The following is a 21665-nucleotide window of genomic DNA, read 5'->3' on the forward strand; positions in this document are numbered from 1 at the left end:
TGCGGGGATCAGCTGCGGCGCAGGTCCTTGATCCTCTTCTCGGCGGCGAGGACGGCGCGCACCAGGTCACCCCGGGCGGTCTCCTGCCGCATGGCCTGGACGAGCTGGGCGCGGTGCTCCTGGACACCGATGCGTACGGCCGTCGGGCCGGACTCGGGCAGGGCGGTGGCGACGTAGTCCTTCACGCACTCGACGACCTTCCTCAGCTCGGAGCGGACGGCCTCGGTGGTGTCGGCGATTCCCTCGATCATGTTGCCGGTCTGCGAGATCTCGGCGAAGTCGTCGGCCGCGCAGGGCTTCCGGGTGAGGCGGCACTGGGCCTTGTAGAGGTCGGCGAGCCACTCGGCGGGCTTGTCGTACTCGGCGTTCGTCTCGTCCTTGCGACGGATCATCCGGGTCCAGGCGAAGACCCGTCGCTGGTGCCGGTACATCAGAACGCCGATGACACCCCCGCCGAGGGCGGACGCGAGGGGCACCAGGAGGGTGCTGGTCATCATGCTGTGGTCCGTTCAGGGGTGGGCGTTCCCGGCGGCGCGATGGCGCAGCGCGTCCACGTCGTGGATGACGAACCGGCGGTACCCGGCTTCGACGATCCCGTGGTAGCGCAGGTCTCTGATCGCGTTCTCCGTGGTGGAGACGGCGAGCTGGAGCGCGGCGGCGAGGTCCTTCTGGCTCGGGCCGGTGATCCTGACGCGGTCCGCCCGGGGGTCGGGGCAGCCGGCGGTGTCGGCGAGGTGCGCCAGGAGCCTGCTGACCCGCTCCAGGGGCGGCCGGGTGGCCATGGTGTAGACGAGTTCGTCGCTGCGGTTGCGGTCCTCCAGGCTGCGCAGCAGGGCGCGTTGGACCTCGGGCCACTTGCGCAGCAGGGCGTTGAAGCGGTGGGCGCGGCAGGGGATGACGACGGTTCCGGTCAGGCATTTGGTGCGGACGGCGGAGTCGTCGGTGACGAGCTTGGCCTCGCCGACGAGCTGGCCGCGGCCCCGGAACCGGGTGACGGTGGGGACGTTCTCGCCCGCGCCCAGCGGGAAGCGGTCCTGGCGTACGACGCCGTCCCAGATGATGTACACGTCCTGGTCGGCCGGCCCGATCGGCAGCTGTTCGTCGCGCGCGAAGGCACGGCCGTGCAGACCGGTCCGCAGCAGCGAACACCAGTCCTCGGCCGCCAGCCACCGCAGGAAGCTTCCCTCGGGCTGGTTCTCGGGGGCCAGGAGGAGATCGGGCGGGCGGGCGGTGTCGACGGTCGAGGGCACGCTCACTCCCCCGCTCCGGCGTACGCGTCCTGCGGTACGCGCTGGTGGCGAGGTATCACGGTACGCATGAGGTCTGAATTCCTTTCTCGGTTTCTCTGTTCTGTCGAGGTTCTGGAACCCCGCTGGTCGGCGGGGTTCCGGAGTGACGGGTCCGGCCTCCCTCTCCGGGAGGTGCGGCAACCGTCCGGTTGGTGAGGCCGGGCGGGCGGAAACAGCAGCGGGACAGACCGTACCGCTGGTCGCGAGAGATAAGCCAGTCGGCATTCCGAAGGCACCGGGACGGTTAGCGATCATGGTCGAAACCCCCTCGCCATGGGGTTTTACGACGGGAGATCATGCGTGCTCCGAATGGAAAAGTAGCCACCCATTGCGTAATTACCAATGCGCTTATCCCCGTTATCGGCATACCCTCCGGGACACGGCGGGGACCTTCTCCGCCGGGCGACATATGACGTCCACACAAACGGGAGGCAAAGACGAGAGGCCCCGGGGCACCACCCCCAGGACCTCCCGGAAAGGTCCGGACCCGTCAGGATCAGACCGCTGCCCAGTAAACACCACGGACCTGCTTTGGGTCACTCCCCGTCAGGCAGGAAACGGCCCGCGCCGCCGGACGCCCGGTCCAAATCCCCGGCCGTGGGGGTGTCACCGACCGCTCACCTTTCCGCACACGCCGTCGAGACATCCCGCCCGGCCGCACTCTTTACCCCTTTTATGCACGCGCGGGCAAGACCGCCCTTATCCGCACCGGGGCGGGACGACTTCCCCACGTGACAGCAATCGATCAAGACCAAACAGATTCGGCCAAAGCGCCCCCGCCCCGCCGACACCCCTATCGGCCGACAGCGCACCCGCCGAATTAACGGGCCGACACCTCGCCAATTACTTTCCGAGAGGCAATCCGACCCGAGAGGAAATACGGCGAATCGGCGCCAGGAACGGATTCCCGTCCATGAATCAACGGTTCACCACAGCACATCACCAAATATCGACTAATGGATAAGGGCACGGCCGTTCGACCGCACCGCCTCACCCCTCCCGCTCTCCCTTCCGCCCCATCTTTCACCCTGTCAGTTTTCTTGCGGGGCAGGCGAGTTGAGTGCCCGGCGGCGCCGAAGCCGGAGTGTCCGGTCCAGAAGCGGTGATTTCGGCACACAGCGTGTCGTTCGGTACCGAGTCCGCCGTCGGATCGGACCGGCGTGCGCCTCCCCTCGCGCACCGGCGTACGCCAACTCCGACGGCTCGCGTCGAGCGCCCCGCCCCCGGTACGGCCACGGGGCGGGGCGCTCGACCGCGGTGCGTCAGCGGACGGTGTCAGCGGATGACGTCAACTCCCGTCGGGGACAGCCCCCTTGGCGGCCGTCTCCGCCGCGGCCGTCCGCCCCGGCAGCGCGAACATCAGCAGGAAGATCAGGCCCATCACCGCGGCGACCCAACCCAGCGCGTTCTGGAACGCGTTGACGAACGCCGGGCCCACCTCGGCCTCGGTCAGCCGGTCGCCGATCGAGCCGAAGAAGACGACCGACACCAGCCCGAGCCCCAGCGCGTTGCCCATCTGCTGCACGGTGTTGATGAGTCCGGACGCGGAACCCGCGTACTCGCGCGGCACCTCGGAGAGGATCGTGTCGGTCAGCGGGGCGAAGATCAGGCCCATGCCGGCACCCATCACGACCAGCGGGAGCGCCATCTGCCAGGAGGCGATGGCCAGTTGGTACCGGTCGGCCTCCCAGAGATACAGCAGCACACCCACGACCATCACCAGCGCACCGGCCTGGAGCACATTGCGTCCGCCGAGGCGCGGCACCAGCTTCTGCACCGACATCCCGGCCGCCACCGAGCAGGCGATCGAGAACGGGACGCCCGTCAGCCCCGCCCGCAGCGGGCTCCAGCCGAGACCGGTCTGCATGTACAGCGTCCAGACCAGGAAGAAGATGCCGAGTCCGACGCCGAAGACGGTCTGCACGGCGATGCCGGCCGCGAAGCTCTTCACCTTGAACAGGGAGAGTTCGACGAGCGGGGACCCGTCCCGCGCGGCCTTCCGCTTCTCGTACGCCACCAGTCCGCAGAAGACGCCGATCGAACCGGACATCGACACGAACCCCCAGGCGGGCCAGCCCAGTTCGTCGCCCCGGGTGAGGGGATACAGCAGCATCAGCAGCCCGAGGGTGACCAGGGCGACGCCGACGAGGTCCAGCTTCAGCGCGCGCGGGGCCTTCGACTCGGTGATGAAGCGGCTGCCGAGGATCAGGCCCGCGATGCCGACGGGCAGGTTGATCAGGAAGATCGGGCGCCATGCGAGACCGAAGAGGTTCCACTCGGTGAGCAGTGCGCCGAGCAGCGGTCCGGAGACGGCACCGAGTCCGACGATCGCGCCGAACAGCCCGAACACCTTGCCGCGTTCGTGCGCCGGGAAGGTGGCGTGCACGATCGACAGCACCTGCGGCACCATCATCGCGGCCATCCCGCCCTGGAGGATGCGCGAGGCGACCAGCATCTCCGGGTTCGCGGCGAAGCCGCACAGCGCGGAGGCGAGCGTGAAGCCGCCGATCCCGAGCAGGAACAGCCGCTTGCGGCCGTAGATGTCGCCGAGCCGTCCGCCGGTGATGAGTCCGGCGGCGAAGGCGAGCGCGTAACCGGCCGTTATCCACTGGATCTGGCTGAACGAGGCCCCCGCGTCCCGCTGGATCGAGGGGATCGCGACATTGACGATCGTGACGTCGACGAGGTCCATGAAGGCCGCGGTCATCACGATCGCGAGGGCGAACCAGCGCCGCCGGTCGGCCGTACGTGCCGGTTCCGTCGAGACGGCCGGGCTGTCCACAAGGAGTTCGGTGGAGGTCATGGCTCAAAGCTATGACCCCATTAGGCCAGATCGTGTCCTAGTTCTACGGCATCCTCGAACCCATGACGACGGACACCCCGGCCCGGCTCCTCCAGCTCCTCTCCCTCCTCCAGACACCCCGCGAGTGGCCCGGCGGCGAGCTGGCCGACCGGCTCGGGGTCTCCCGCCGCACGGTCCGGCGGGACATCGACCGGCTCCGCGAACTGGGCTACCCGGTGCAGGCGACCCTGGGCGCCGACGGCGGCTACCGGCTGGTCGCGGGCAAGGCGATGCCGCCCCTCGTCCTGGACGACGAGGAGGCGGTGGCCATCGCGGTCGGGCTGCGCGCGGGCGCCGGGCACGCGGTCGAGGGCGTCGACGAGGCGTCCGTACGGGCGCTGGCCAAGCTGGAACAGGTCCTCCCCTCGCGGCTACGGCACCGGGTCGCCACCCTGCAGGCCGCCACGACCGCGCTGACCAGTGGCGACGGGGCGAGCATCGCGCCCGAGACACTGACCGTGATGGCCTCGACGGTGGCCGGCCACGAGCGGCTGCGGTTCGCCTACCGCGCGAAGGACGGCACCGAGTCGCGCCGCGTGACGGAGCCGTACCGCCTCGTCTCGACCGGCCGGCGCTGGTACCTGGTGGCCTACGACCTCGACCGCGAGGACTGGCGGACGTTCCGGGTCGACCGGGTGAGCGAGCCGTTCGCGACGGGGGCGCGGTTCGCGCCGCGCGAGCTGCCGACGGGGAGCGCGGCGGAGTATCTGCGGCGGTCGATGTACCGGCAGCAGGAGTCCTACGAGTACACCGTGACGTTCGCCGCGCCCGCCGACGTAGTCGCCGCGCGCGTCCCGGGCTGGATGGGCACGCCCGAGCCGCTCGACGCGCACAGTTGCCGGCTGCGCGCCACGACCGGCGACGAGGTGCGCTGGCTGGCCGCCCGGCTGGCCCTGCTGGAGTTCGAGTTCACGGTCCAGGAACCGGCGGAACTGGTGCGCTGTGTACGGGAGTTGGGGCAACGGCTGAGCAGGGCGGCAGGGGGAGAGTAGAGCAATCTCACCCCACCCCCCGTGCCGCCCCGATCTCCCCCCAGGGAAAGTCCCGCAGCGCCCCCAGGTTCCGCAGCGCCGACTCGGCCGGGCCGGCGAGCGTGCCCGGGTGTTCCTTTCCGGTGGCCCAGCCCTCGACCGCGGTCCGTACGGCGGCGCTCGCGACGGCGGCGGCGAAGCGCAGCTCCGGGGAGGTCACGTCGGGGGCGTCGGCGGCGAGGGTGGGGTCGCCGTGGGTGACACGTTCCAACAGGACCTCGCCCAGGGTCCGTTCCGACGCCTGGCAGACCTCCGCCCACACCTTGCGCAGACCGGGGCTGGACTCGGCCATGCCGATCAGGGTGCGCGCCCAGGTCCACGAGTGCGTGGAGACGCCCACCCCGGGGGTGAGCGTGTGGCGCACACCGTGTTCCAGGGCCTCCGGCACCGACAGTGCGGGCGGGGCCGCGCGCACCGCGTCCGCCCAGCGCTGGGCGCCGGCCGCGTAGAGCGGGGCGACCGCCTCTTCCTTGGTGGCGAAGTAGCGGTAGAAGGTGCGCGGGGCGATACCGGCACGCTGGGCGATGTCCTCGGCGCGGGTGGCCCGGAGCCCGTGTCTGGCGAAGAGTCCGGCCGCCGCCCGGGCGATCTCCATCCGGGTCTCGGCCTTGCGCCGCTCGGTCAGCGAGAGCGGTGCGGAGGGAGAGGGGGGACGGGAATCCGGGGCTGGGGTGGGGCTGCTCACACCGGCAGGCTATGCCGCTGTGGCACAATCTGCCATCCGGCGGGCCACCCCGGGGTTCAGGTTCGGGGTGCCCCGCCATCCCACCATGTCCGCGCCTTGCCCGCCCCCGCATGGGCGAAAAAGAGCCGGACCTCGACGCCTGGGGGGACAGGCGCCGAAGCCCGGCTCGGGAGAGTCCCGGCGCCGGGGGGGATTTGCGTCGGGACTTGGCTCAGTGGGCCGCGGGGCAACGCCCGTGTCTCCAACTCATGGGCCCTGAAGTCTTGTTCCCCGGGCCCCGCGGATTGAAGCGGCGTCGCACAGCCATGTTTGCGCGGTCTCCCGCCACCCGGCGTACGCGGCCGGGCACGCACCCGGAGTCGTACGCGCCCCCGGGCCCGCCAGGGCTGCCGGGACTGTCGAGCCGTCGGACCCTCCGGCGCCCCCGCCGGAGGGTCCGACGCTCACGCCGCCGCGTCGAAACCGGTCTGGCTGGCCAGCTTCTTCAGTTCCAGCAGGGCGTGCTTCTCGATCTGCCGGATGCGCTCGCGGGTGAGGCCGTGCTCCTTGCCGACCTCGGTGAGCGTGCGCTCCCGGCCGTCCTCCATGCCGTACCGCATCTTGATGATGGAGGCCGTGCGCTGGTCGAGGCGGCCGATCAGGTCGTCCAGTTCCTCGCTGCGCAGCAGGGTCATCACGGACTGCTCGGGCGAGACCGCGGAGGTGTCCTCCAGGAGGTCACCGAACTGGGTGTCGCCGTCGTCGTCCACCGACATGTTCAGCGAGACCGGGTCGCGCGCCCAGTCCAGGACGTTCGTCACGCGCTCCGGAGTCGTGTCCAACTCGGCGGCGATCTCCGCGTGTTCGGGCTCCCGCCCGTTCTTGCGGTTGAACTCGCGCTGCACGCGCCGGATCCGGCCCAGCTCCTCCACGAGGTGGACGGGGAGCCGGATGGTCCGGGACTGGTCGGCGATCGAGCGGGTGATGGCCTGACGGATCCACCAGGTCGCGTACGTCGAGAACTTGAAGCCCTTGCGGTAGTCGAACTTCTCCACCGCGCGGACCAGGCCCGCGTTGCCCTCCTGGATCAGGTCGAGCAGGGGCAGGCCGCTACGGGGGTAACGGCGGGCCACGGCCACGACCAGACGGAGGTTGGACCGGATGAAGACGTCCTTGGCACGCTCCCCTTCGGCGACCAGGGCCTCCAGCTCTTCGCGGGTGGCGTCCGCCTGGGACTCCTCCTCGCCGTCGAGGACCTGGCGCGCGAACACGCCCGCTTCGATGGTCTGTGAAAGCTCGACTTCCTTGGCGGCGTCGAGCAGCGGTGTGCGCGCGATTTCGTCGAGATACATGCCGACCAGGTCGCGGTCGGCGATCTCGCCGCCATGGGCGCGAACACTGCGTGCCACGCCGGAGGTCTCGCCGGAGGCGGACTTACGACGGGCGACGGCACGGGTTGCCATGCGTGCTCCCTTGCGATGGTGGGTCAGCAGGTGTTCGTCGGATGCTGGGGCACTGTCTTCTTCGTGACTCTTCTCGTGTGCCCTGCATCTGATGGAAACAACGACTGGAATCCGGACAGAATTCCCGACCCACTCCCCTATTTTTCTGATCTTGCAGTACCCTGTCCGGCCACAAGGGAGGCATGATGCCGTCGGAACGTACAGAGGTGCAGGTCAGGCCGGGAGTCGAGGACGACCTCGATGCCCTCACCGACATCTACAACCACTACGTACGCGAGACCCCGATCACCTTCGACACCGCCGCCTTCACGCCGGAGGAGCGCCGTCCTTGGCTGCTCTCCCACCCTGAAGACGGCCCATACCGGCTGAAGGTTGCCGTCGAGGGGATCTTCCAAGGAAACTCACAGCGAATGCTCGGCTACGCCACATCCAGCCCTTACCGGGCGAAGCCCGCGTACTCCACCTCGGTCGAGGTCACGATCTACCTCGCCCCCGACGCCGGCGGGCGCGGCATCGGAACACTGCTCTACAAGGCCCTCTTCGCGGACCTGGCGACCGAGGACGTCCACCGGGCGTACGCGGGCATCGCACAGCCCAACGAAGCGTCCACGCGGCTGCATGAACGCTTCGGTTTCCGGCCGGTGGGCACCTACCGGGAGGTGGGCCGCAAGTTCGGCCGCTACTGGGATGTCGCCTGGTACGAGAAGGAGTTGTAGCCCTCCCCGAAGGGGAGAGCGTTTTCGGCGCGGGCTCAGCCGAACTGCACCGACCGCTTCGCCATCCCCATCCAGAACCCGTCGATCACGGAGGGGTTCAGCGCCTCCGGGGTGTCCAGCTCGCCGGCCGCCTCCGCCGCGCCCATGGTGACGAACAGCGGGGCGAAGTGCTCGGTGCGCGGGTGGGCGTAGCGTCCGGCCGGCGCCTTGTGCAGGAAGTCGAGCAGGCCGTCCCAGTCCCGGTTCTCCAGTGCGCGCCTGCCCCAGTCGTCGAACTCGGAGGACCAGGTGGGCACTCCGCCGCCGGTGTGGCGTAGCGCCGCCAGGTTGTGGGTGAAGAAGCCGGAGCCGACGATCAGGACGCCCTCGTCGCGCAGGGGCGCCAGCTTGCGGCCGATCTCCATCAGCTTCACCGGGTCGAGGGTCGGCATGGACACCTGGAGGACGGGGATGTCGGCGGCCGGGAACATCTCGACGAGCGGGACGTACGCCCCGTGGTCGAGGCCGCGGTCGGGGACGTCCTGCACGGGGATGCCGGGGGCGCGCAGCAACTTCCGTACGGACTCGGCGAGTTCGGGTGCGCCGGGGGCGTCGTAGCGGACCTGGTAGTAGTGCTCGGGGAAGCCCCAGAAGTCGTGGACCAGGGGGACCGGGTCGGTGGCGCCGAGGGCGAGGGGGGCCTCCTCCCAGTGGGCGGAGACCATGAGGATCGCCTTGGGGCGGGGGAGTTCGGCGGACCAGGCGGCGAGTTCGCCGGGCCAGATGGGGTCGTCCGCGAGGGGCGGCGCGCCGTGGCTGAGATAGAGGGCGGGCATGCGCTCCGGTGCGGCGGTGGACATGACGGTCACTCCCCATGCTTGAACTCTCAAATTCCCTGTACCGGAGCTTACGCCTCGTTTGTTTAACCTTCAAGGAGTGCTCTCGTACAGTGGAGAGCATGAACACGGCACCCGCACCCGCAGAACCCCGCTGGCTCACCGCCGAGGAGCAGCGTGTCTGGCGCTTCTACATGCACGCCAGCACCCTCCTGGAGGACCATCTGGACCGCCAGCTCCAGCGGGACGCGGGCATGCCGCACATCTACTACGGCCTTCTCGTGCAGCTCGCCGAGGCGCCGGGCCGCCGGCTGCGGATGACCGAGCTGGCCATGAACGCGAAGATCACCCGCTCCCGGCTCTCGCACGCGATCGCGCGGCTGGAGAAGAACGGGTGGGTGCGCCGCGAGGACTGCCCCTCCGACAAGCGCGGCCAGTTCACCGTGCTGACCGACGCGGGCCACGAGGTGCTCAGCCGGACCGCGCCGGGTCATGTGACCGCCGTACGGCAGGCGTTGTTCGAGCGGCTGAGCCCGGAACAGCAGAAGTCCCTCGGCGAGATCATGGAGATCGTCGCCGAGGGACTTCAGCCGAACGAAGCGGGCGCGGATCTGCCCTGGCTCCGCTGAGCCGCTCAACTCAGTGCAGAACCAGGGCAGTTCCTGGGAGCCGTAGCTACGAGGCGTCCCCTTCCCCGTAGCTACGGATGGTGCGAAGGGGGTACGACCGGGTCGGGCGTCGTCAGTGGGCGACGACCGGGACCTTGAACTCGTCCTCGACTCCGTCACCGGAGGCGACCGGGTCGGAACCCTGCTTGCCCGCGTTGACGAGGACCGAGACGATGATCGCGGCCGTCACCAGCATGCCGACGGCGAACCAGATGGCGTTGGTGTAGCCGTGCACCTGGCCCTGGAGCGCGACCAGCTGCTGCTGGGTCTTGGACGTACCGGCACCGGCGATGTGGTCCTTGATGTACGCGGTCGTCGCGGAGGCGGCGATCGTGTTCAGCAGGGCCGTACCGATGGCGCCGCCCACCTGCTGCGAGGTGTTGACCATCGCGGAGGCGACACCCGCGTCCCGGGGCTCGACGCCCAGGGTGGCCAGCGACATGGCCGGCATGAACGCCGTACCCATGCCGAGGCCGAGCAGCAGCATCGCGGGCAGGATGATCGAGGCGTAGGACGAGCCGATCTCCAGCTGCGTCATCAGCAGCATGCCGACCGCGGCGACCAGGAAGCCGGGGCCCATGAGCAGGCGGGCCGGCAGGCGGGTCATCAGGCGGGTGCCGATCTGGGTCGAGCCGACCATCATGCCGACGATCATCGGCATGAAGGCGAAGCCGGTCTTGATCGGCGAGAAGCCCTTCACGACCTGCAGGTAGTAGGTGAGGAAGAGGAACGTGCCGAACATCGCGATGATGGCGATGCCGAGCGAGAGGTAGATACCGCCGCGGTTGCGGTCGGTGATCACGCGCAGGGGCAGCAGCGGGGCCTTGACCTTCGCCTCGACGATCACGAACGAGGCCAGCAGGACGGCCGACGCGATGAAGAGCGCGATGGTCGAGGAGTCGCCCCAGCCGTCGGTCTCGGCGCGGGTGAAGCCGTAGACGAGCGAGACCAGGCCGAGGGTGGAGAGCAGGACACCCGGGATGTCGAGCGGGTTGCGGTTGCGGCCGCCCTCCGGCTCGCGGATGACGAAGTACGCGCCGAGCGCGGCGATGATCGCGAACGGGATGTTCACGAAGAACGTCCAGCGCCAGTCCAGGTACTCGGTCAGCACACCGCCGAGGATGAAGCCGACGGCGCCGCCGCCACCGGCGATCGCGCCGTAGATGCCGAAGGCCTTGGCGCGTTCCTTGGCGTCCGTGAACATCACGGCGAGCAGGGAGAGCGCGGCGGGCGCGAGCAGTGCGCCGAACGCGCCCTGGAGCGCGCGGGCGCCGAACATCATGGCGCCGGAGGTGGCGAGACCGCCGAGGGCGGACGCGGCGGCGAAGCCGGTCAGACCGACGACGAAGGCGCGCTTGCGGCCCCACAGGTCGGCTATACGGCCGCCGAAGAGGAGGAGACCGCCGAAGGCGAGGGCGTAGGCCGTGACGACCCACTGCCGGTTGCCGTCGGAGATGCCCAGGTCGGTCTGGGCGGACGGGAGGGCGATGTTCACGATGGTCGCGTCGAGCACGACCATCAGCTGGGCGAGCGCGATGAACGCGAGCGCTTTCCAGCGGTTGGCATGGGCTTCGTGCTCGGCGGCCTCGGAGGCCTTGTCGAGAGCGCCGGAGGCGCTTCGAGCTGTTTCAGACATGGTGGTACCCACTTCGGGACTTCGTGACGGAAAAATACGGAAGAAGGACGTTGAAGGACGTGTTCGGGGACGGCTCGTCGACGGGTGACACTCCGAGGTCGCCACGACGACGAGAGCCGGTGCTTGTTGTTGAGACGGGCGTGACGCTCTGAACTAATCGGTCAGGGCTGCCGGAGATCCTCCATGGTCGCGGCGGTACCGGGCAGGACCGAGCGGGCCGGGGCCCGCAGTCCGTCCAGGAACAGCTGCAGGTGTCGGTGTACGAAGCGGTCGGCGCTGAGGCAACCGGTGCCGGCCGGGGGCCTGCTGAGCTGGGCCACGGCGACCATCACATCGCCGACACCCACGTCCGTACGGAGCTGCCCGGACCGCCTGGCGCGGTCCATGACCTCGCCGATGAGCTGCTCGACCCGCTCCCGCGCGGCTTCCAGATCCGGGTGGAACTGGTCGAACGTGCTGGAGATCATCGGGCACAGCGCGCTGATCCGTTCGTCGGCGGACACGTGCACGAAGCGCTCCAGAGCGGCGAAGGCGTCGCCGGTCTCGGTGAGCGCCTGCTCGGCGGCCTCCGACGTACGGTCCATGACCGAGACGACGACCTCGCGAACAAGGGCGTCACGGTCGGGGAAGTTGCGGTAGAGCGTGGCGTTGCCGACGCCGGCCCGGCGGGCGATCTCGTCGAGCGGCACATCGGGGCCGAACTCGACGAACATCTCGCGGGCGGCGGTGACGATCCGCTCCCGGTTGCGCAAAGCGTCGGCGCGCGGCCGGGTCACCTTTCGCTGTACGGGGGTCATCGCGGTCGTCACGGTCGGCTCCTTGACTTACGGGTGGCGATCCGGGGAAGGACTCCCCGTTTCGCTCGGACACATGGCTAAACGGGGAAACGGTCCCCGGTTATTTCCCACTCAGCGGGACAATCAATGTGACCTGAGTCACACCTCAATTGGTCTCTTCTTCGCCCTCGTCCCACCACAACCACACGGTCGGTCTCCTCCAGCGCGCGCCCTCGCACCGCACGACACAGGGTGATCGAAAGGGTGCAGCCGGAGACCGGCGGCTGCCGTGGCGCGAAGGGTCTCCCTGCATGCAGCCCAGCCGTCGGATACGCCCGCGCCGCGTGGCCACCCTCGCGTCCGTGACCGTCCTGACCCTCGCGGTCAGCACCTCGGCCGGTACCGGGCACCTCACCCCGGGCGCCACGACGGCGGCGGGCCCGATCGCGCTCGCCCGCACCTCCGCACTCGGCGCCTGCATGATCAACGGCCCCCTCGACACCGAGATGTCCGAGGGCATCCCCACCCCGGGCGGCTACTCCCGCTCCACCGGCACGGTCCACGCCCTGACCCTGATGGTCGACTTCTCCGACGCCCCCGGCCAGGGCACCGCCATGGACCGCTACCACGAGTTCTTCCCGCAGACCCAGGACTGGTTCCGCACCAGCTCCTACGGCCGCCTCGACTACCGCCCCGAGACCCCGGTCACCCACTGGCTCCGCATGCCCAAGCCCTTCAGGTCCTACGGCATAGAGCGCGGCGCGCCCTTCGACCCCGGGTACCGCCAGCTCGTCCAGGACATCGTGGCCGCGGCCGACCCGACCGTGGACTTCCGGTCGTACGACCTCCTGAACGTCCTGGTCACCCCGAACGCGGGCCCCTCCGCCCTCGACACCGTCCTGTCGGTGACGTTCGCCGGCAACACGGAGGCCCCTGTCGCGGACGGCGTCCCGGTCTCCAACGCCTCCTTCGTGTACTCCCGCCAGGACGACGGTTCCGGCTCCTACTCCCGCACCGGCTACCGCGTGCTGCCCCACGAGAACGGCCATGTCTTCGGCCTGCCCGACCTCTACACCCAGGAGGGCGGGGGCGCGGTCGGCCACTGGGACATCATGAGCGAGGACTGGGGCGCCGACAACGACCTCCTGGGCTGGCACAAGTGGAAACTCGGCTGGCTCGACCCGTCCCAGGTCAACTGCGCGATGACCAGCGGCACTTCGGAGTACACCCTGACCCCGCTGGAACGCCCGGGCGGCGACGGCACCCGCCTGGTCTTCGTCCCGCTCTCCCGCCGGACGGGCTACGCCCTGGAGCTGCGCACCCACGAGGGCAACGACGAGGCGGTGTGCCGCCCCGGTGTCCTCATCTACAAGGTGGAGGCGGACGTGGACACGGGGATGGGCCCGGTGAAGGTGTACGACGCGCACCGGGACAGCGGCGGCTGCACCCGAAGCCCCAATGTCCACGCCGAGCTGTCGGACGCGCCGTTCACTGCGGGAGAATCGTTCAACGATCCTCGCAGGGGGGTTCGGGTCGCGGTGACGGGGGCCGATGCGGCGGGGAACTATCGGGTGACGGTGACGCGGACGCGGTAGAGGTGACGGGGCTCAGGGGATTGAGCACCGCTCTCCTAAAGCGGGTGTCGCAGGCTCGGCCGTGACCGCATCGGGCGCGGGCTTACCGTAGGGCTGCCGAGATCGCCGTACCGGAGAGCCGATGCCCGCTGAGACCACGTTGGACGACCGTGCCGGAGCCGTGCCCGTCGAGGCGGTCGCCCCGTTGATCCGCGGGGTCGCCGTGGTGCGTCAACTCACCGACGCGGGCGGCACGTTGAGCCTCAGTGCGCTGGAACGGGCCACGGGCCTTGCCCGCTCCACGGTCGACCGGATCACGGCGACGCTCGCTCGCATGGGATACGTCCGTCTCGACGGCCGGGACACGGTTCTCACCCCTCGGATCATGGAACTGGGCAACGCCTACCTGGCCGCCCTGCGACTGCCGTCTCTCCTGGACGCCCGCGCGGACGCCCTCGCCGACGAGCTGGACGAGTCCGTGTCGTTGGCGGTCGCCGACCGGGACGGCATCCGCTTCATCCACCAGGCGACCCGCCGCCGCGCGATGTCCCTGAGCTTCCGCATCGGCGACCTGCTGCCCGCCGAACGCACCGCGCCGGGACCGCTGTTCGCGACCGAGTGGACCGACCGCGACTGGGCGCGCTGGCGCGAGCGCCGGGCGGCGGACCCGGAGGACCGGGGCTTCCCGGCCGTACCCCCGCGTTCGCCGTCGTCCCCCGGACCCGACTTCGAACGCTCGGTGGCCATGGCCCGCGAGAACGGCTGGGCACTGGACGACCAGCTGATCGAACCGGGCCTGGTGGCGGTGTCCGTACCGGTCCGGGACCTCCGCACCGGCACGATCGCGTGCGTGGCGAGCGTGGTGAGCCACACCAGCCGGCATACGGCGGCGGAGCTGCGGAACACGCTGCTGCCGCGGTTGCGGGCGGCGGTGGAGGCGATGGAGGAGGACCTGCGCACCGCACCCCGACCGGACGCGGTGGCGGCGCCCTCGGGCCTGGCGACCTGGACGGGCGCGTCCAAGCAGGAACTGGGCCGGGAGTTCGTCGAGTCCCTGGCCCGCGGACTGACGGTCCTGACGGCCTTCGGTGAGGGTCGCGCCGAACTGACCCTCACGGAGGTCGCCCAGACGACGGGCCTGGCCCGGGCCACCGCCCGCCGGGCGCTCATCACCTACGAACACCTCGGCCTGGTCGCCGCGTCCGGCGACCGCCGCTTCAGCCTGACACCCCGGGTGCTGTCGCTGGGCTTCCCCCCGCTCTCCCGCACCACCCTGCCGTCCCTCGCGACCCCGCACCTGACCGCCCTCGCCGCCCGCATCCACGAGTCGGCGTCCCTGGCGATCCTCGTGGGCGGCGACATCCAGTACACGGCCCGGGTCGCCACCAGCAGCGTGATGAGCGTGAACATCGCGGTCGGCACCCGTTTCCCGGCGTACGCGACGGCACTGGGCCGCGTCCTGCTGTCCGACGCCCCGCCGGCGACCGTACGGGATGCCCTGACGGCCCCACGTCCCCTCACCCCCCACACGCTGACCGACCCGGGGGCGCTCTCGGCCGCCCTGGAACGGGTACGGACCCTGGGATACGCCCTGGTGGACGAGGAGTTGGAGGTGGGCCTGCGCTCACTCGCCGTCCCGGTCCGCGACCGCACCGGCCGGGTGGTCGCCGCGCTGAACACGGCGACCCATGTGGCACGCCGGCCCGCCGAGGAGTACGTCGTGGCCGTCCTGCCCGAGCTGCTGGAGACGGCGGGACGGATCGAGGCGGATCTGCGGGTGGCGGGGCGGTTCACTCGGGTGGCGAGGTCGTGACCGGGGGAGCGTGAGGGGCAGAACTCGCGTGACGGCTACACCTCGTCCGCGGATTCCAGCAGACCGCGCAGCCGCACCACCCACACCACGATCGCGGCCAGGGTGATCGAGGCGACCGCGGTGGCCATGCCAGCCCGGATGCCTGCGGACACCGTGACGCCGCTCGCGACCAGGGCGCCGAGCGGGACGCCCAGGCCGGAGGAGAGCATGCGGCGGGTGGTGTTGACCCGGCCCTGGAGTGCGGCCGGGGTCACCTCCTGGGAGTAGGTCATCGTGTTCACCAGCACGACCAGATAGGCGGTTCCCCAGGCCGCCAGCGCGATCAGCGCGATCCGCCAGTCGGTGCTGAGCACGACCACGAGTCCGAGCAGCGCGCCGACCGGCAGCACGAGGAGCAGCAGCGGAAAGGCGTCGTAGCGGCGCCGGAGCCGGGGCAGCAGCAGGGAGCCGCCGATGCCGCCGGCGCTCCACGCCATGTAGAGGAGGCCGATACGGCCGTCGGTGCCGTGGATGCCGAGGACGCGGTCGGCGAAGACGACGAGCTGGCCGACGACGGCTCCGCCGGAGAACGACTGGAGGGTGCCGACCACGGTCATGACCCGCAGCGTCGGATGCCCGGCCAGAAAGCGCAGGCCCTCACCGACGGACTGCCGGAAACCGGGTCGCGGACCCGAAGAACTGGCAGCGCGGGCAGGGGAGTTGGCGACGGCCCGGAGGAACAGCGCGGAGCCGGCGAAGCTCAGGGCGTCGAGCGTGAGCGTGCCCACGGGGTGGACCAGGGCCATGAGGACGCCCGCGAGGCCGTTGCCGATGATGCGGACGACGGTCTCGGCGCCGTAGAGCGCGCTGTTGGCGTCGGCGAGTCTGTCCTTGCCGACGACGGCCGGGACGAACCCGTACCCACCCGCGTCGAAGAAGAGGGAGAGGCCGGAGCAGAGGAACGCGACCACGACGACATGCCCCACGGTCAGCACGCCCAGGACCTGCGCGACCGGCACGGAACCGAGGCACAGGGCGCTGAGACAGTCGGTCACGATCATCAGGGCACGCCGGTCCACCCGGTCGGCGACCGCGCCCGCGATCAGCCCGAACGCGAGGTAGGGCAGCGTCCCGGCCGCCGCGACCAGGGACACCAGCAACGGCGACCTGCTCTGCTGAAACACCAGGACGGGCAGCGCGACGGTCGTGACGGCGGACCCGAGTCCGGACACGGCACGGGAGAACCAGAAGTTCCGGAAGCCTGGGCTCCGCCGGAGGGGCGGGACGTGCGGGAGGGGCGGGGTGGTGTCCGCGTCGGTGACGCTGTCTGTCATCTGCAGAACTCCATGCCGAAGGACCGGCGGGCGCGGTGGCCCGTCGGTGCGGTGTGCTGGTGGGGTGACATCAAAAAGGGTCGACACCCGGTCCGGTTGATGACCGGAGGTGGTGTCGACCCGAAGGAATGAACCGGGGGGATTTTAGCAAGGACGGGCGACCGGGCGCCCTGAACCCCCACCGATTACCCCGCCGGCTGCCAACGCGCCACGCGCTACACTGACGCCGGTGGCGCGGCCGTACGTCGGTTACGCGGCCACCCCGCCTTCGTAGCTCAGGGGATAGAGCACCGCTCTCCTAAAGCGGGTGTCGCAGGTTCGAATCCTGCCGGGGGCACCGGTTCGATCAGGGCTCGGGCCCCGTACCTCCCATGTCAGGGAGGTACGGGGCTTTCTCGTGGTCTGTCCGAAGGACTCGGGGACTCAACTCTTGCCGTGGGCTCGCTGATCGGGCGGCTGTCAGTGGGTGCGCGCGGGACACGCGTGCCGGACGGACGGCGGACAGTACGCTGAACGCAGCGGGATCGGGCCCGTCGCACAACGTCCGGGAGGTGCTTCATGACGGCCGAGATGACGGCCCCGGCGTGGATGCATGAGCAGATCACGGCGGAGGAGTACGAGTCCTGGTCCGAGGAGCAGTGCGCCGGGATCGAGATCGTGGACGGGATGGTCGTCGTGAGCCCGAGTGCGTCCAAGCGGCACAATCGGCTGGCCCGGATTCTGGCGAACACCCTGGACGCCGCCTCGGGCCCGGAGTGGAACGCCGACACGGACTTCGACGTCCGGCTTCAGGACGTCCCGCTCACCAATCGCCGCCCGGACGTCGTCGTGTACCGCGCTGACACGATCGACATCACCCCAACCCGCCCTGAGCACGTCCTGCTGGTCGCGGAGGTGGTGTCGCCGGGCTCGGAGACCACCGACCGGATCGTGAAGGTCGACCAGTACGCCAAGGCGGGCATCGGCTTCTACTGGCGGATCGAGCAGGCCGCGACAGGCGTTCCCCTCGTGTACACCTACGTTCTCGACCCCGCGACGAAAACCTACCGGGAGGGAGAGGTGTTCATGGGGACCCTCAAGGTGGCAGCCCCCTTCCCGATGGAGATCGACCTCGGCCAGATCTGATCCATGGGGTTCGACGGCGTGGGCCGGCTGGTCGTTGCCGCCGAGTACTCGGCCGTACGTGAACAGTGCCGTCGCCTTTTTCCCGCGCTACGGCACCCTCGCCGCATCCGCCTCCTCGGCCGCCACCCCGTCTCCCTCCCCCGCCCCCGCGAGCGCGTTGTTCCGTCGCACCGACGACCAGAAGGACCAGCCGATCAGGAGGACGCCGACCAGGCCGGTGATGACCTCGTTGATCTGGTACTGGATGGTGACCATGAGGATCACGGCGAGGGCGCCGATCGCGTAGTGGGCGCCGTGCTCCAGGTAGACGTAGTCGTCGAGGGTGCCCTGGCGGACCAGGTACACCGTCAGCGAGCGGACGTACATCGCGCCGATGCCCAGGCCCAGTGCCATCAGGACGATGTCGTTGGTGATGGCGAAGGCGCCGATCACGCCGTCGAAGGAGAAGGAGGCGTCCAGGACTTCGAGGTACAGGAACATGAAGAACGCGGCCTGGCCCGCCAGTACGACCGCCGGGCGTCCGCCCTCGCGTTCGCGTTCCTCCGCCTCGGCTTCCTCCTCCGCCTCCAGGCGGTTCTCGAAGAAGCCGGAGAGGCCGCCGACGATCATGTACGTGATCAGGCCCGCGATGCCGGAGACGAGGACCGTCTGGGCCTTGTCCGCGTGGGCGCCGCCGTGCTGGTGGGCGTGGGTCGCGAAGGTGAAGGATGTGATCAGGAGGACGATCAGGGCTAGGCAGACCGAGAGCATGTCGACCTTGCCGAGCCTGGCGAGGGGGCGTTCCAGCCAGCCCAGCCACTTGATGTCGCGGTCCTCGAAGATGAAGTCGAGGAAGATCATCAGGAGGAACATGCCGCCGAAGGCCGCGATCGCCGGGTGGGCGTCGGTGACCAGTTGTTCGTAGCGGTCCTTGTCGGTCAGGGCGAGGTTCACCGCGTCGATCGGGTTCTTCTTCGCGGTGACGGCGACGATGACCACCGGGAACGCCAGGCGCATGCCGAACACCGCGATCAGGACGCCCACCGTGAGGAAGATCTTCTGCCAGAAGGCGGACATCTTCTTCAGGATCCCGGCGTTGACCACCGCGTTGTCGAAGGACAGCGAGATCTCCAGGACGGCCAGGATCGCGATGACGCCGAACGCCGTCCAGCCGCCGTACCAGACTCCGAGGGCCAGGCCGATCGCGGTGACCGCGAACGACCAGCGGAAGGTCTTCAGAAGCACGGGTTGCCCCTTCCTGTTGTCGCGCGGTCGCCCGCGGGCCGGGTACCCGTCAACAGCCCCGACCATCATCGGCGTTGTCTACCACGGCCGCCTGTCGTGCGGGTGACGGGGCTGACGAGGAGCACGAAAAAAGGGCCCTGGACGTCGATGGTCCAGGGCCCCTTCCGGAGTCGGAGTCGGTGGCGCCGCGTCGTCACTTCCTGAGCGCCGCCCGGCCCGACGTGCGCAGCGCGCCCACCGTCTTGAGGAGGCGGTCGGCCGGGTCGCGCAGGGACTGGTGGGCCAGGACCGTGTTGCGCAGGCCGCGGACCGGGCGGCGCCACAGGCGGTGGGCCGTCGCGACCGGGTGGGGGCGGGTGGCGAAACCTTCCCCCACGCGCAGTTCACGGGTCTTGAGCCAGTCCTTCCACTCCTTGTCGCCGCGCCCCAGGTCCATGAGGCGCACGCCGTGCCGGCCCGCCTCCTCGGCCATCCTGAGGTGCATGATCAACCCCGGGGAGTAGTAACGGAGTTCGGGGTCGTACGCCGTGAACCAGGCCGCGAACAGCGTGCGGGACGTCGGTCCGAAGTGGGCCGCGACCGGGCGGTCACCGGCGTAGAGGACGGACAGGATCCCGGTGAAGTGTTCCTCTCGGACCCGGAAGAGATGGTCCACGAGGTCTACGATCCACGGGCGGGCGAAGCGGTCCATGCGGCCGGTTCTGCGGTACTGGGCGGACTTCCACCGCATCAGCGTGTGCAGGACCTCGGGGTTCCGGTCGTCGTAGACGAAGCGCATCTCGCCGAGGTCGCGGCCGAGCCGGCGTTCCTTCTTCAGCGTCGTCTTGGCGATGCCCGGGTACGCGCCGCGCAGCCACTCGGCGTAGGGGACCTCGCCGTCGCCGTCCTTGAGGTCGATCACCGGGGAGGCGAAGGTGCCGGTGACATGGCGGCCGAACGGCTGCTGTTCCTCGACCAGATGGTCGAACTCGAAGACCGACAGGCCGCAGGCGCGCAGGAGTTGCTGGACGTCCCAGGTGACACCGGGCCGGTGCACCAGGGCCTGGCAGTCGGAGAGGCCGAGGCCGATGGCCCGGCCGACGCCGACCGGGTTGCGCTCGTACGGGAAGAAGCCGACCGGCTCCCCGCCCTCGTGCAGAACCGCCACCTGCGCACTGCCGCGGTGACGGCCGACGCCGTCCGCGAACTCCGGTGCCAGGAAAGGGTTCGCGTAGTCCGGCGACTCGTCCATCGCCTTGTGCCAGGCCTGGCGGAGCGAGGTGCTCAACTCCTCCGGTCTGTGGATCGTGATGTCCGCCTTGCCATTGGATCGCATGGATCGCATGGGCGACCGTCCCCCCACATTTCCCCCACGACGCGTCGTCCGCGCCCTTGCCTACTCGTTCCACGGTACGACGAGACACGAAGAGTTCGGCAGGTCTCAAACGTCGCGAAACAGTACGGACGCTGTCAAGGATGCCTGTGGTCACGGAAAAGTACGGATCGTGCGGGATCGTACGGATCACCCGGGCGGTGTCGATCAGGACGCACCGGCGGAGACCGTCAGCAGTCGGTCCTGCCGGGCGCCTACCGCCAACACCCCTGTCACCGCTGCCGATGCGGTCGCCATCAGGGTCATCGCCGTTGCCGGAGAGGTCAGTTGGGCCGCCGTGCCGGCGAGGGCCGCGCCGACGCCCTGCATGGTGAGCATGCCGGCGGAGCGCAACCCGAGGGCGTGGCCCGCGAGTTCGTCGGGCGTCAGCTCCATCAGGCGTTCCTGGAGGACGAGGCTCGCGCCGTAGCCGACGGAGCCGACGCACACGGCGATCGCCGCCCACGGCAGGCCCGGCCGCAGCGCGAAGAACAGGTACGGCGCGGCCAGCAGGAGACGCAGCGGGATGTCCAGGCGGCGGCGCAGGGCGGGCGGTACGAAGCGGCCCAGGGTCAGGTCGCCGACGAACATGCCCAGCGCCGCGCTCGCGAACAGCGTGCCCGCGGACCCGGAGTCGTAGGGGACGTAGAGGGATTCGCAGCCGACGATCAGGCCGTTGGGGACCCACATGCCGAGGAAGGCCAGGCGGCGGGGGCGTGCGGACCACAGGAGGGCGTTCGTGCGCCAGGTGGCGGCGACCGACGGGCGGCCCGCGGTGCGTGGCGGGCGGGCGCTCAGGCCCAGGCGCAGCAGCAGGGCCGTGGTGACGTACAGGCCCGCCGACAGGAGCAGGCAGGCGCGCGGGGACAGGAGCGCCAGCAGGGCGCCGCCCGTCGCGAAGCCGGTGACCTGCATCAGACCGGAGGCCATGTTGAACACCGAACGCCCCAGTACGAAGCCCTTCTTGGGCAGAATCTCGTTCAGCAGGCCCCCGCTCACTCCCCCGCCCAGCGAGGCGATCAGGCCCTGCAGGAACACGACGGCGAAGACCGCGCCGATCGGTAGACCGGGCAGCGCCAGGAGTGCCGTACAGCCGGCGAAGGCGGTGTTGATGCCGGTCAGTGTGGCCCGCGGGGGCAGCCGGTCGGCGCCGGAGAGGAAGAAGGTCGCCCCGATCATCTGGGCGAGCTGCGGCCCGAACATGCTGACCGCCGACAGCAGGGGCGAGTCCGTGGCCCGGTAGACGAGGGTGGCGAGGGAGAGACCGCTGATGGTCAGGGCCGCGTTCTGGGTGGCGAAGGAGAGGAAGAACGGGGTGTATTCGGGGGTGCGGAAGAGCTCGCGGTAGCTGCGCATGCGCGGAGT

18 protein-coding genes and 1 tRNA gene are annotated in these 21665 nt (G+C 69.9%); 7 read left to right on the forward strand and 12 right to left on the reverse strand.

Annotation, left to right across the window (positions count from 1 at the left end):
* Nucleotides 1-8: 8 nt before the first annotated feature.
* The 3 genes from ACIBJH_RS04650 to ACIBJH_RS04660 all read right to left on the reverse strand — a co-directional run bounded on the left by ACIBJH_RS04650 (nucleotide 9) and on the right by ACIBJH_RS04660 (nucleotide 4092).
* Nucleotides 9-497: a hypothetical protein gene (locus ACIBJH_RS04650; RefSeq protein ID WP_399115353.1), complete on the reverse strand. Its 489-nt coding sequence runs from the start codon at nucleotides 495-497 to the stop codon at nucleotides 9-11.
* Between the two features lie 12 nt (nucleotides 498-509).
* Entirely contained in the window at nucleotides 510-1250 is a 741-nt protein-coding gene (locus tag ACIBJH_RS04655; protein WP_399115354.1) for a Crp/Fnr family transcriptional regulator, read from the reverse strand.
* 1327 nt (nucleotides 1251-2577) lie between these two features.
* Nucleotides 2578-4092, reverse strand: a complete 1515-nt coding sequence (locus ACIBJH_RS04660; RefSeq protein WP_399115355.1) for an MFS transporter — start codon at nucleotides 4090-4092, stop codon at nucleotides 2578-2580.
* 62 nt (nucleotides 4093-4154) lie between these two features.
* Between ACIBJH_RS04660 and ACIBJH_RS04665 the strand changes: the two genes are divergently transcribed.
* Nucleotides 4155-5123 (forward strand): helix-turn-helix transcriptional regulator, encoded by a 969-nt coding sequence (locus ACIBJH_RS04665; protein ID WP_399115356.1) that lies wholly within the window; start codon nucleotides 4155-4157, stop codon nucleotides 5121-5123.
* A 7-nt stretch (nucleotides 5124-5130) separates the two neighbouring features.
* On the opposite strand, the gene ACIBJH_RS04670 is transcribed toward ACIBJH_RS04665, so the two are convergent.
* Together ACIBJH_RS04670 and ACIBJH_RS04675 are read right to left on the reverse strand one after the other, a co-directional pair.
* Entirely contained in the window at nucleotides 5131-5847 is a 717-nt protein-coding gene (locus tag ACIBJH_RS04670; RefSeq protein ID WP_399115357.1) for a TetR/AcrR family transcriptional regulator, read from the reverse strand.
* 443 nt (nucleotides 5848-6290) lie between these two features.
* Nucleotides 6291-7289, reverse strand: coding sequence for a sigma-70 family RNA polymerase sigma factor (locus tag ACIBJH_RS04675; protein WP_362971875.1), 999 nt, complete (start codon nucleotides 7287-7289; stop codon nucleotides 6291-6293).
* 185 nt (nucleotides 7290-7474) lie between these two features.
* On the opposite strand from ACIBJH_RS04675, the gene ACIBJH_RS04680 reads away from it, so the two are divergent.
* Nucleotides 7475-8005 carry a GNAT family N-acetyltransferase gene (locus tag ACIBJH_RS04680; protein ID WP_399115606.1) on the forward strand — a complete coding sequence of 177 codons (531 nt, stop codon included), beginning with the start codon at nucleotides 7475-7477 and terminating at the stop codon, nucleotides 8003-8005.
* A 35-nt stretch (nucleotides 8006-8040) separates the two neighbouring features.
* On the opposite strand, the gene ACIBJH_RS04685 is transcribed toward ACIBJH_RS04680, so the two are convergent.
* Nucleotides 8041-8844 carry a dioxygenase gene (locus tag ACIBJH_RS04685; RefSeq protein WP_399115358.1) on the reverse strand — a complete coding sequence of 268 codons (804 nt, stop codon included), beginning with the start codon at nucleotides 8842-8844 and terminating at the stop codon, nucleotides 8041-8043.
* A gap of 98 nt (nucleotides 8845-8942) precedes the next feature.
* Here ACIBJH_RS04685 and ACIBJH_RS04690 point away from each other — a divergent pair, with 98 nt between their 5' ends.
* The gene (locus ACIBJH_RS04690) at nucleotides 8943-9449 is read left to right on the forward strand and encodes a MarR family winged helix-turn-helix transcriptional regulator (RefSeq protein WP_399115359.1); all 507 of its coding nucleotides are present in this window, start codon (nucleotides 8943-8945) and stop codon (nucleotides 9447-9449) included.
* Between the two features lie 112 nt (nucleotides 9450-9561).
* On the opposite strand, the gene ACIBJH_RS04695 is transcribed toward ACIBJH_RS04690, so the two are convergent.
* Both ACIBJH_RS04695 and ACIBJH_RS04700 read right to left on the reverse strand, forming a co-directional pair.
* On the reverse strand, nucleotides 9562-11124 hold the full coding sequence (locus ACIBJH_RS04695; protein ID WP_399115360.1) for an MFS transporter: 1563 nt from the start codon (nucleotides 11122-11124) through the stop codon (nucleotides 9562-9564).
* Between the two features lie 161 nt (nucleotides 11125-11285).
* Nucleotides 11286-11921, reverse strand: coding sequence for a TetR/AcrR family transcriptional regulator (locus tag ACIBJH_RS04700; RefSeq protein ID WP_399115607.1), 636 nt, complete (start codon nucleotides 11919-11921; stop codon nucleotides 11286-11288).
* A 290-nt stretch (nucleotides 11922-12211) separates the two neighbouring features.
* Between ACIBJH_RS04700 and ACIBJH_RS04705 the strand changes: the two genes are divergently transcribed.
* Both ACIBJH_RS04705 and ACIBJH_RS04710 read left to right on the forward strand, forming a co-directional pair.
* A complete protein-coding gene (locus ACIBJH_RS04705) occupies nucleotides 12212-13495 on the forward strand; it encodes a M6 family metalloprotease domain-containing protein (RefSeq protein ID WP_399115361.1) in 1284 nt (427 codons plus the stop codon).
* 121 nt (nucleotides 13496-13616) lie between these two features.
* Nucleotides 13617-15287, forward strand: coding sequence for an IclR family transcriptional regulator C-terminal domain-containing protein (locus tag ACIBJH_RS04710; protein ID WP_399115362.1), 1671 nt, complete (start codon nucleotides 13617-13619; stop codon nucleotides 15285-15287).
* Between the two features lie 35 nt (nucleotides 15288-15322).
* Here ACIBJH_RS04710 and ACIBJH_RS04715 read toward each other — a convergent pair whose 3' ends face one another.
* Nucleotides 15323-16600, reverse strand: a complete 1278-nt coding sequence (locus ACIBJH_RS04715) for an MFS transporter (protein ID WP_399115363.1) — start codon at nucleotides 16598-16600, stop codon at nucleotides 15323-15325.
* A 264-nt stretch (nucleotides 16601-16864) separates the two neighbouring features.
* Here ACIBJH_RS04715 and ACIBJH_RS04720 point away from each other — a divergent pair.
* A tRNA-Arg gene (locus ACIBJH_RS04720) sits at nucleotides 16865-16937 on the forward strand.
* A 221-nt stretch (nucleotides 16938-17158) separates the two neighbouring features.
* A complete protein-coding gene (locus tag ACIBJH_RS04725; protein ID WP_399115364.1) occupies nucleotides 17159-17725 on the forward strand; it encodes a Uma2 family endonuclease in 567 nt (188 codons plus the stop codon).
* 87 nt (nucleotides 17726-17812) lie between these two features.
* On the opposite strand, the gene ACIBJH_RS04730 is transcribed toward ACIBJH_RS04725, so the two are convergent.
* The 3 genes from ACIBJH_RS04730 to ACIBJH_RS04740 all read right to left on the reverse strand — a co-directional run bounded on the left by ACIBJH_RS04730 (nucleotide 17813) and on the right by ACIBJH_RS04740 (nucleotide 21656).
* Nucleotides 17813-18949: a DUF475 domain-containing protein gene (locus ACIBJH_RS04730; protein WP_399115365.1), complete on the reverse strand. Its 1137-nt coding sequence runs from the start codon at nucleotides 18947-18949 to the stop codon at nucleotides 17813-17815.
* 193 nt (nucleotides 18950-19142) lie between these two features.
* Entirely contained in the window at nucleotides 19143-20273 is a 1131-nt protein-coding gene (locus ACIBJH_RS04735) for a GNAT family N-acetyltransferase (protein WP_399115366.1), read from the reverse strand.
* Between the two features lie 195 nt (nucleotides 20274-20468).
* Nucleotides 20469-21656 (reverse strand): MFS transporter, encoded by a 1188-nt coding sequence (locus tag ACIBJH_RS04740; RefSeq protein WP_399115367.1) that lies wholly within the window; start codon nucleotides 21654-21656, stop codon nucleotides 20469-20471.
* Nucleotides 21657-21665 lie beyond the last annotated feature (9 nt).

Source organism: Streptomyces sp. NPDC050548 (assembly GCF_044457385.1).
Classification (GTDB): Bacteria; Actinomycetota; Actinomycetes; order Streptomycetales; family Streptomycetaceae; genus Streptomyces.

Bases quoted from the DNA above. Each gene is read 5' to 3' on its own strand.
- ACIBJH_RS04650 (WP_399115353.1), bottom strand. From the start codon at position 497: ATGATGACCAGCACCCTCCTGGTGCCCCTCGCGTCCGCCCTCGGCGGG.
- ACIBJH_RS04660 (WP_399115355.1), bottom strand. From the start codon at position 4,092: ATGACCTCCACCGAACTCCTTGTGGACAGCCCGGCCGTCTCGACGGAA.
- ACIBJH_RS04665 (WP_399115356.1), top strand. From the start codon at position 4,155: ATGACGACGGACACCCCGGCCCGGCTCCTCCAGCTCCTCTCCCTCCTC.
- ACIBJH_RS04675 (WP_362971875.1), bottom strand. From the start codon at position 7,289: ATGGCAACCCGTGCCGTCGCCCGTCGTAAGTCCGCCTCCGGCGAGACC.
- ACIBJH_RS04680 (WP_399115606.1), top strand. From the start codon at position 7,475: ATGCCGTCGGAACGTACAGAGGTGCAGGTCAGGCCGGGAGTCGAGGAC.
- ACIBJH_RS04685 (WP_399115358.1), bottom strand. From the start codon at position 8,844: ATGTCCACCGCCGCACCGGAGCGCATGCCCGCCCTCTATCTCAGCCAC.
- ACIBJH_RS04690 (WP_399115359.1), top strand. From the start codon at position 8,943: ATGAACACGGCACCCGCACCCGCAGAACCCCGCTGGCTCACCGCCGAG.
- ACIBJH_RS04695 (WP_399115360.1), bottom strand. From the start codon at position 11,124: ATGTCTGAAACAGCTCGAAGCGCCTCCGGCGCTCTCGACAAGGCCTCC.
- ACIBJH_RS04700 (WP_399115607.1), bottom strand. From the start codon at position 11,921: ATGACCCCCGTACAGCGAAAGGTGACCCGGCCGCGCGCCGACGCTTTG.
- ACIBJH_RS04705 (WP_399115361.1), top strand. From the start codon at position 12,212: ATGCAGCCCAGCCGTCGGATACGCCCGCGCCGCGTGGCCACCCTCGCG.
- ACIBJH_RS04710 (WP_399115362.1), top strand. From the start codon at position 13,617: ATGCCCGCTGAGACCACGTTGGACGACCGTGCCGGAGCCGTGCCCGTC.
- ACIBJH_RS04715 (WP_399115363.1), bottom strand. From the start codon at position 16,600: ATGACAGACAGCGTCACCGACGCGGACACCACCCCGCCCCTCCCGCAC.
- ACIBJH_RS04725 (WP_399115364.1), top strand. From the start codon at position 17,159: ATGACGGCCGAGATGACGGCCCCGGCGTGGATGCATGAGCAGATCACG.
- ACIBJH_RS04735 (WP_399115366.1), bottom strand. From the start codon at position 20,273: ATGCGATCCATGCGATCCAATGGCAAGGCGGACATCACGATCCACAGA.
- ACIBJH_RS04740 (WP_399115367.1), bottom strand. From the start codon at position 21,656: ATGCGCAGCTACCGCGAGCTCTTCCGCACCCCCGAATACACCCCGTTC.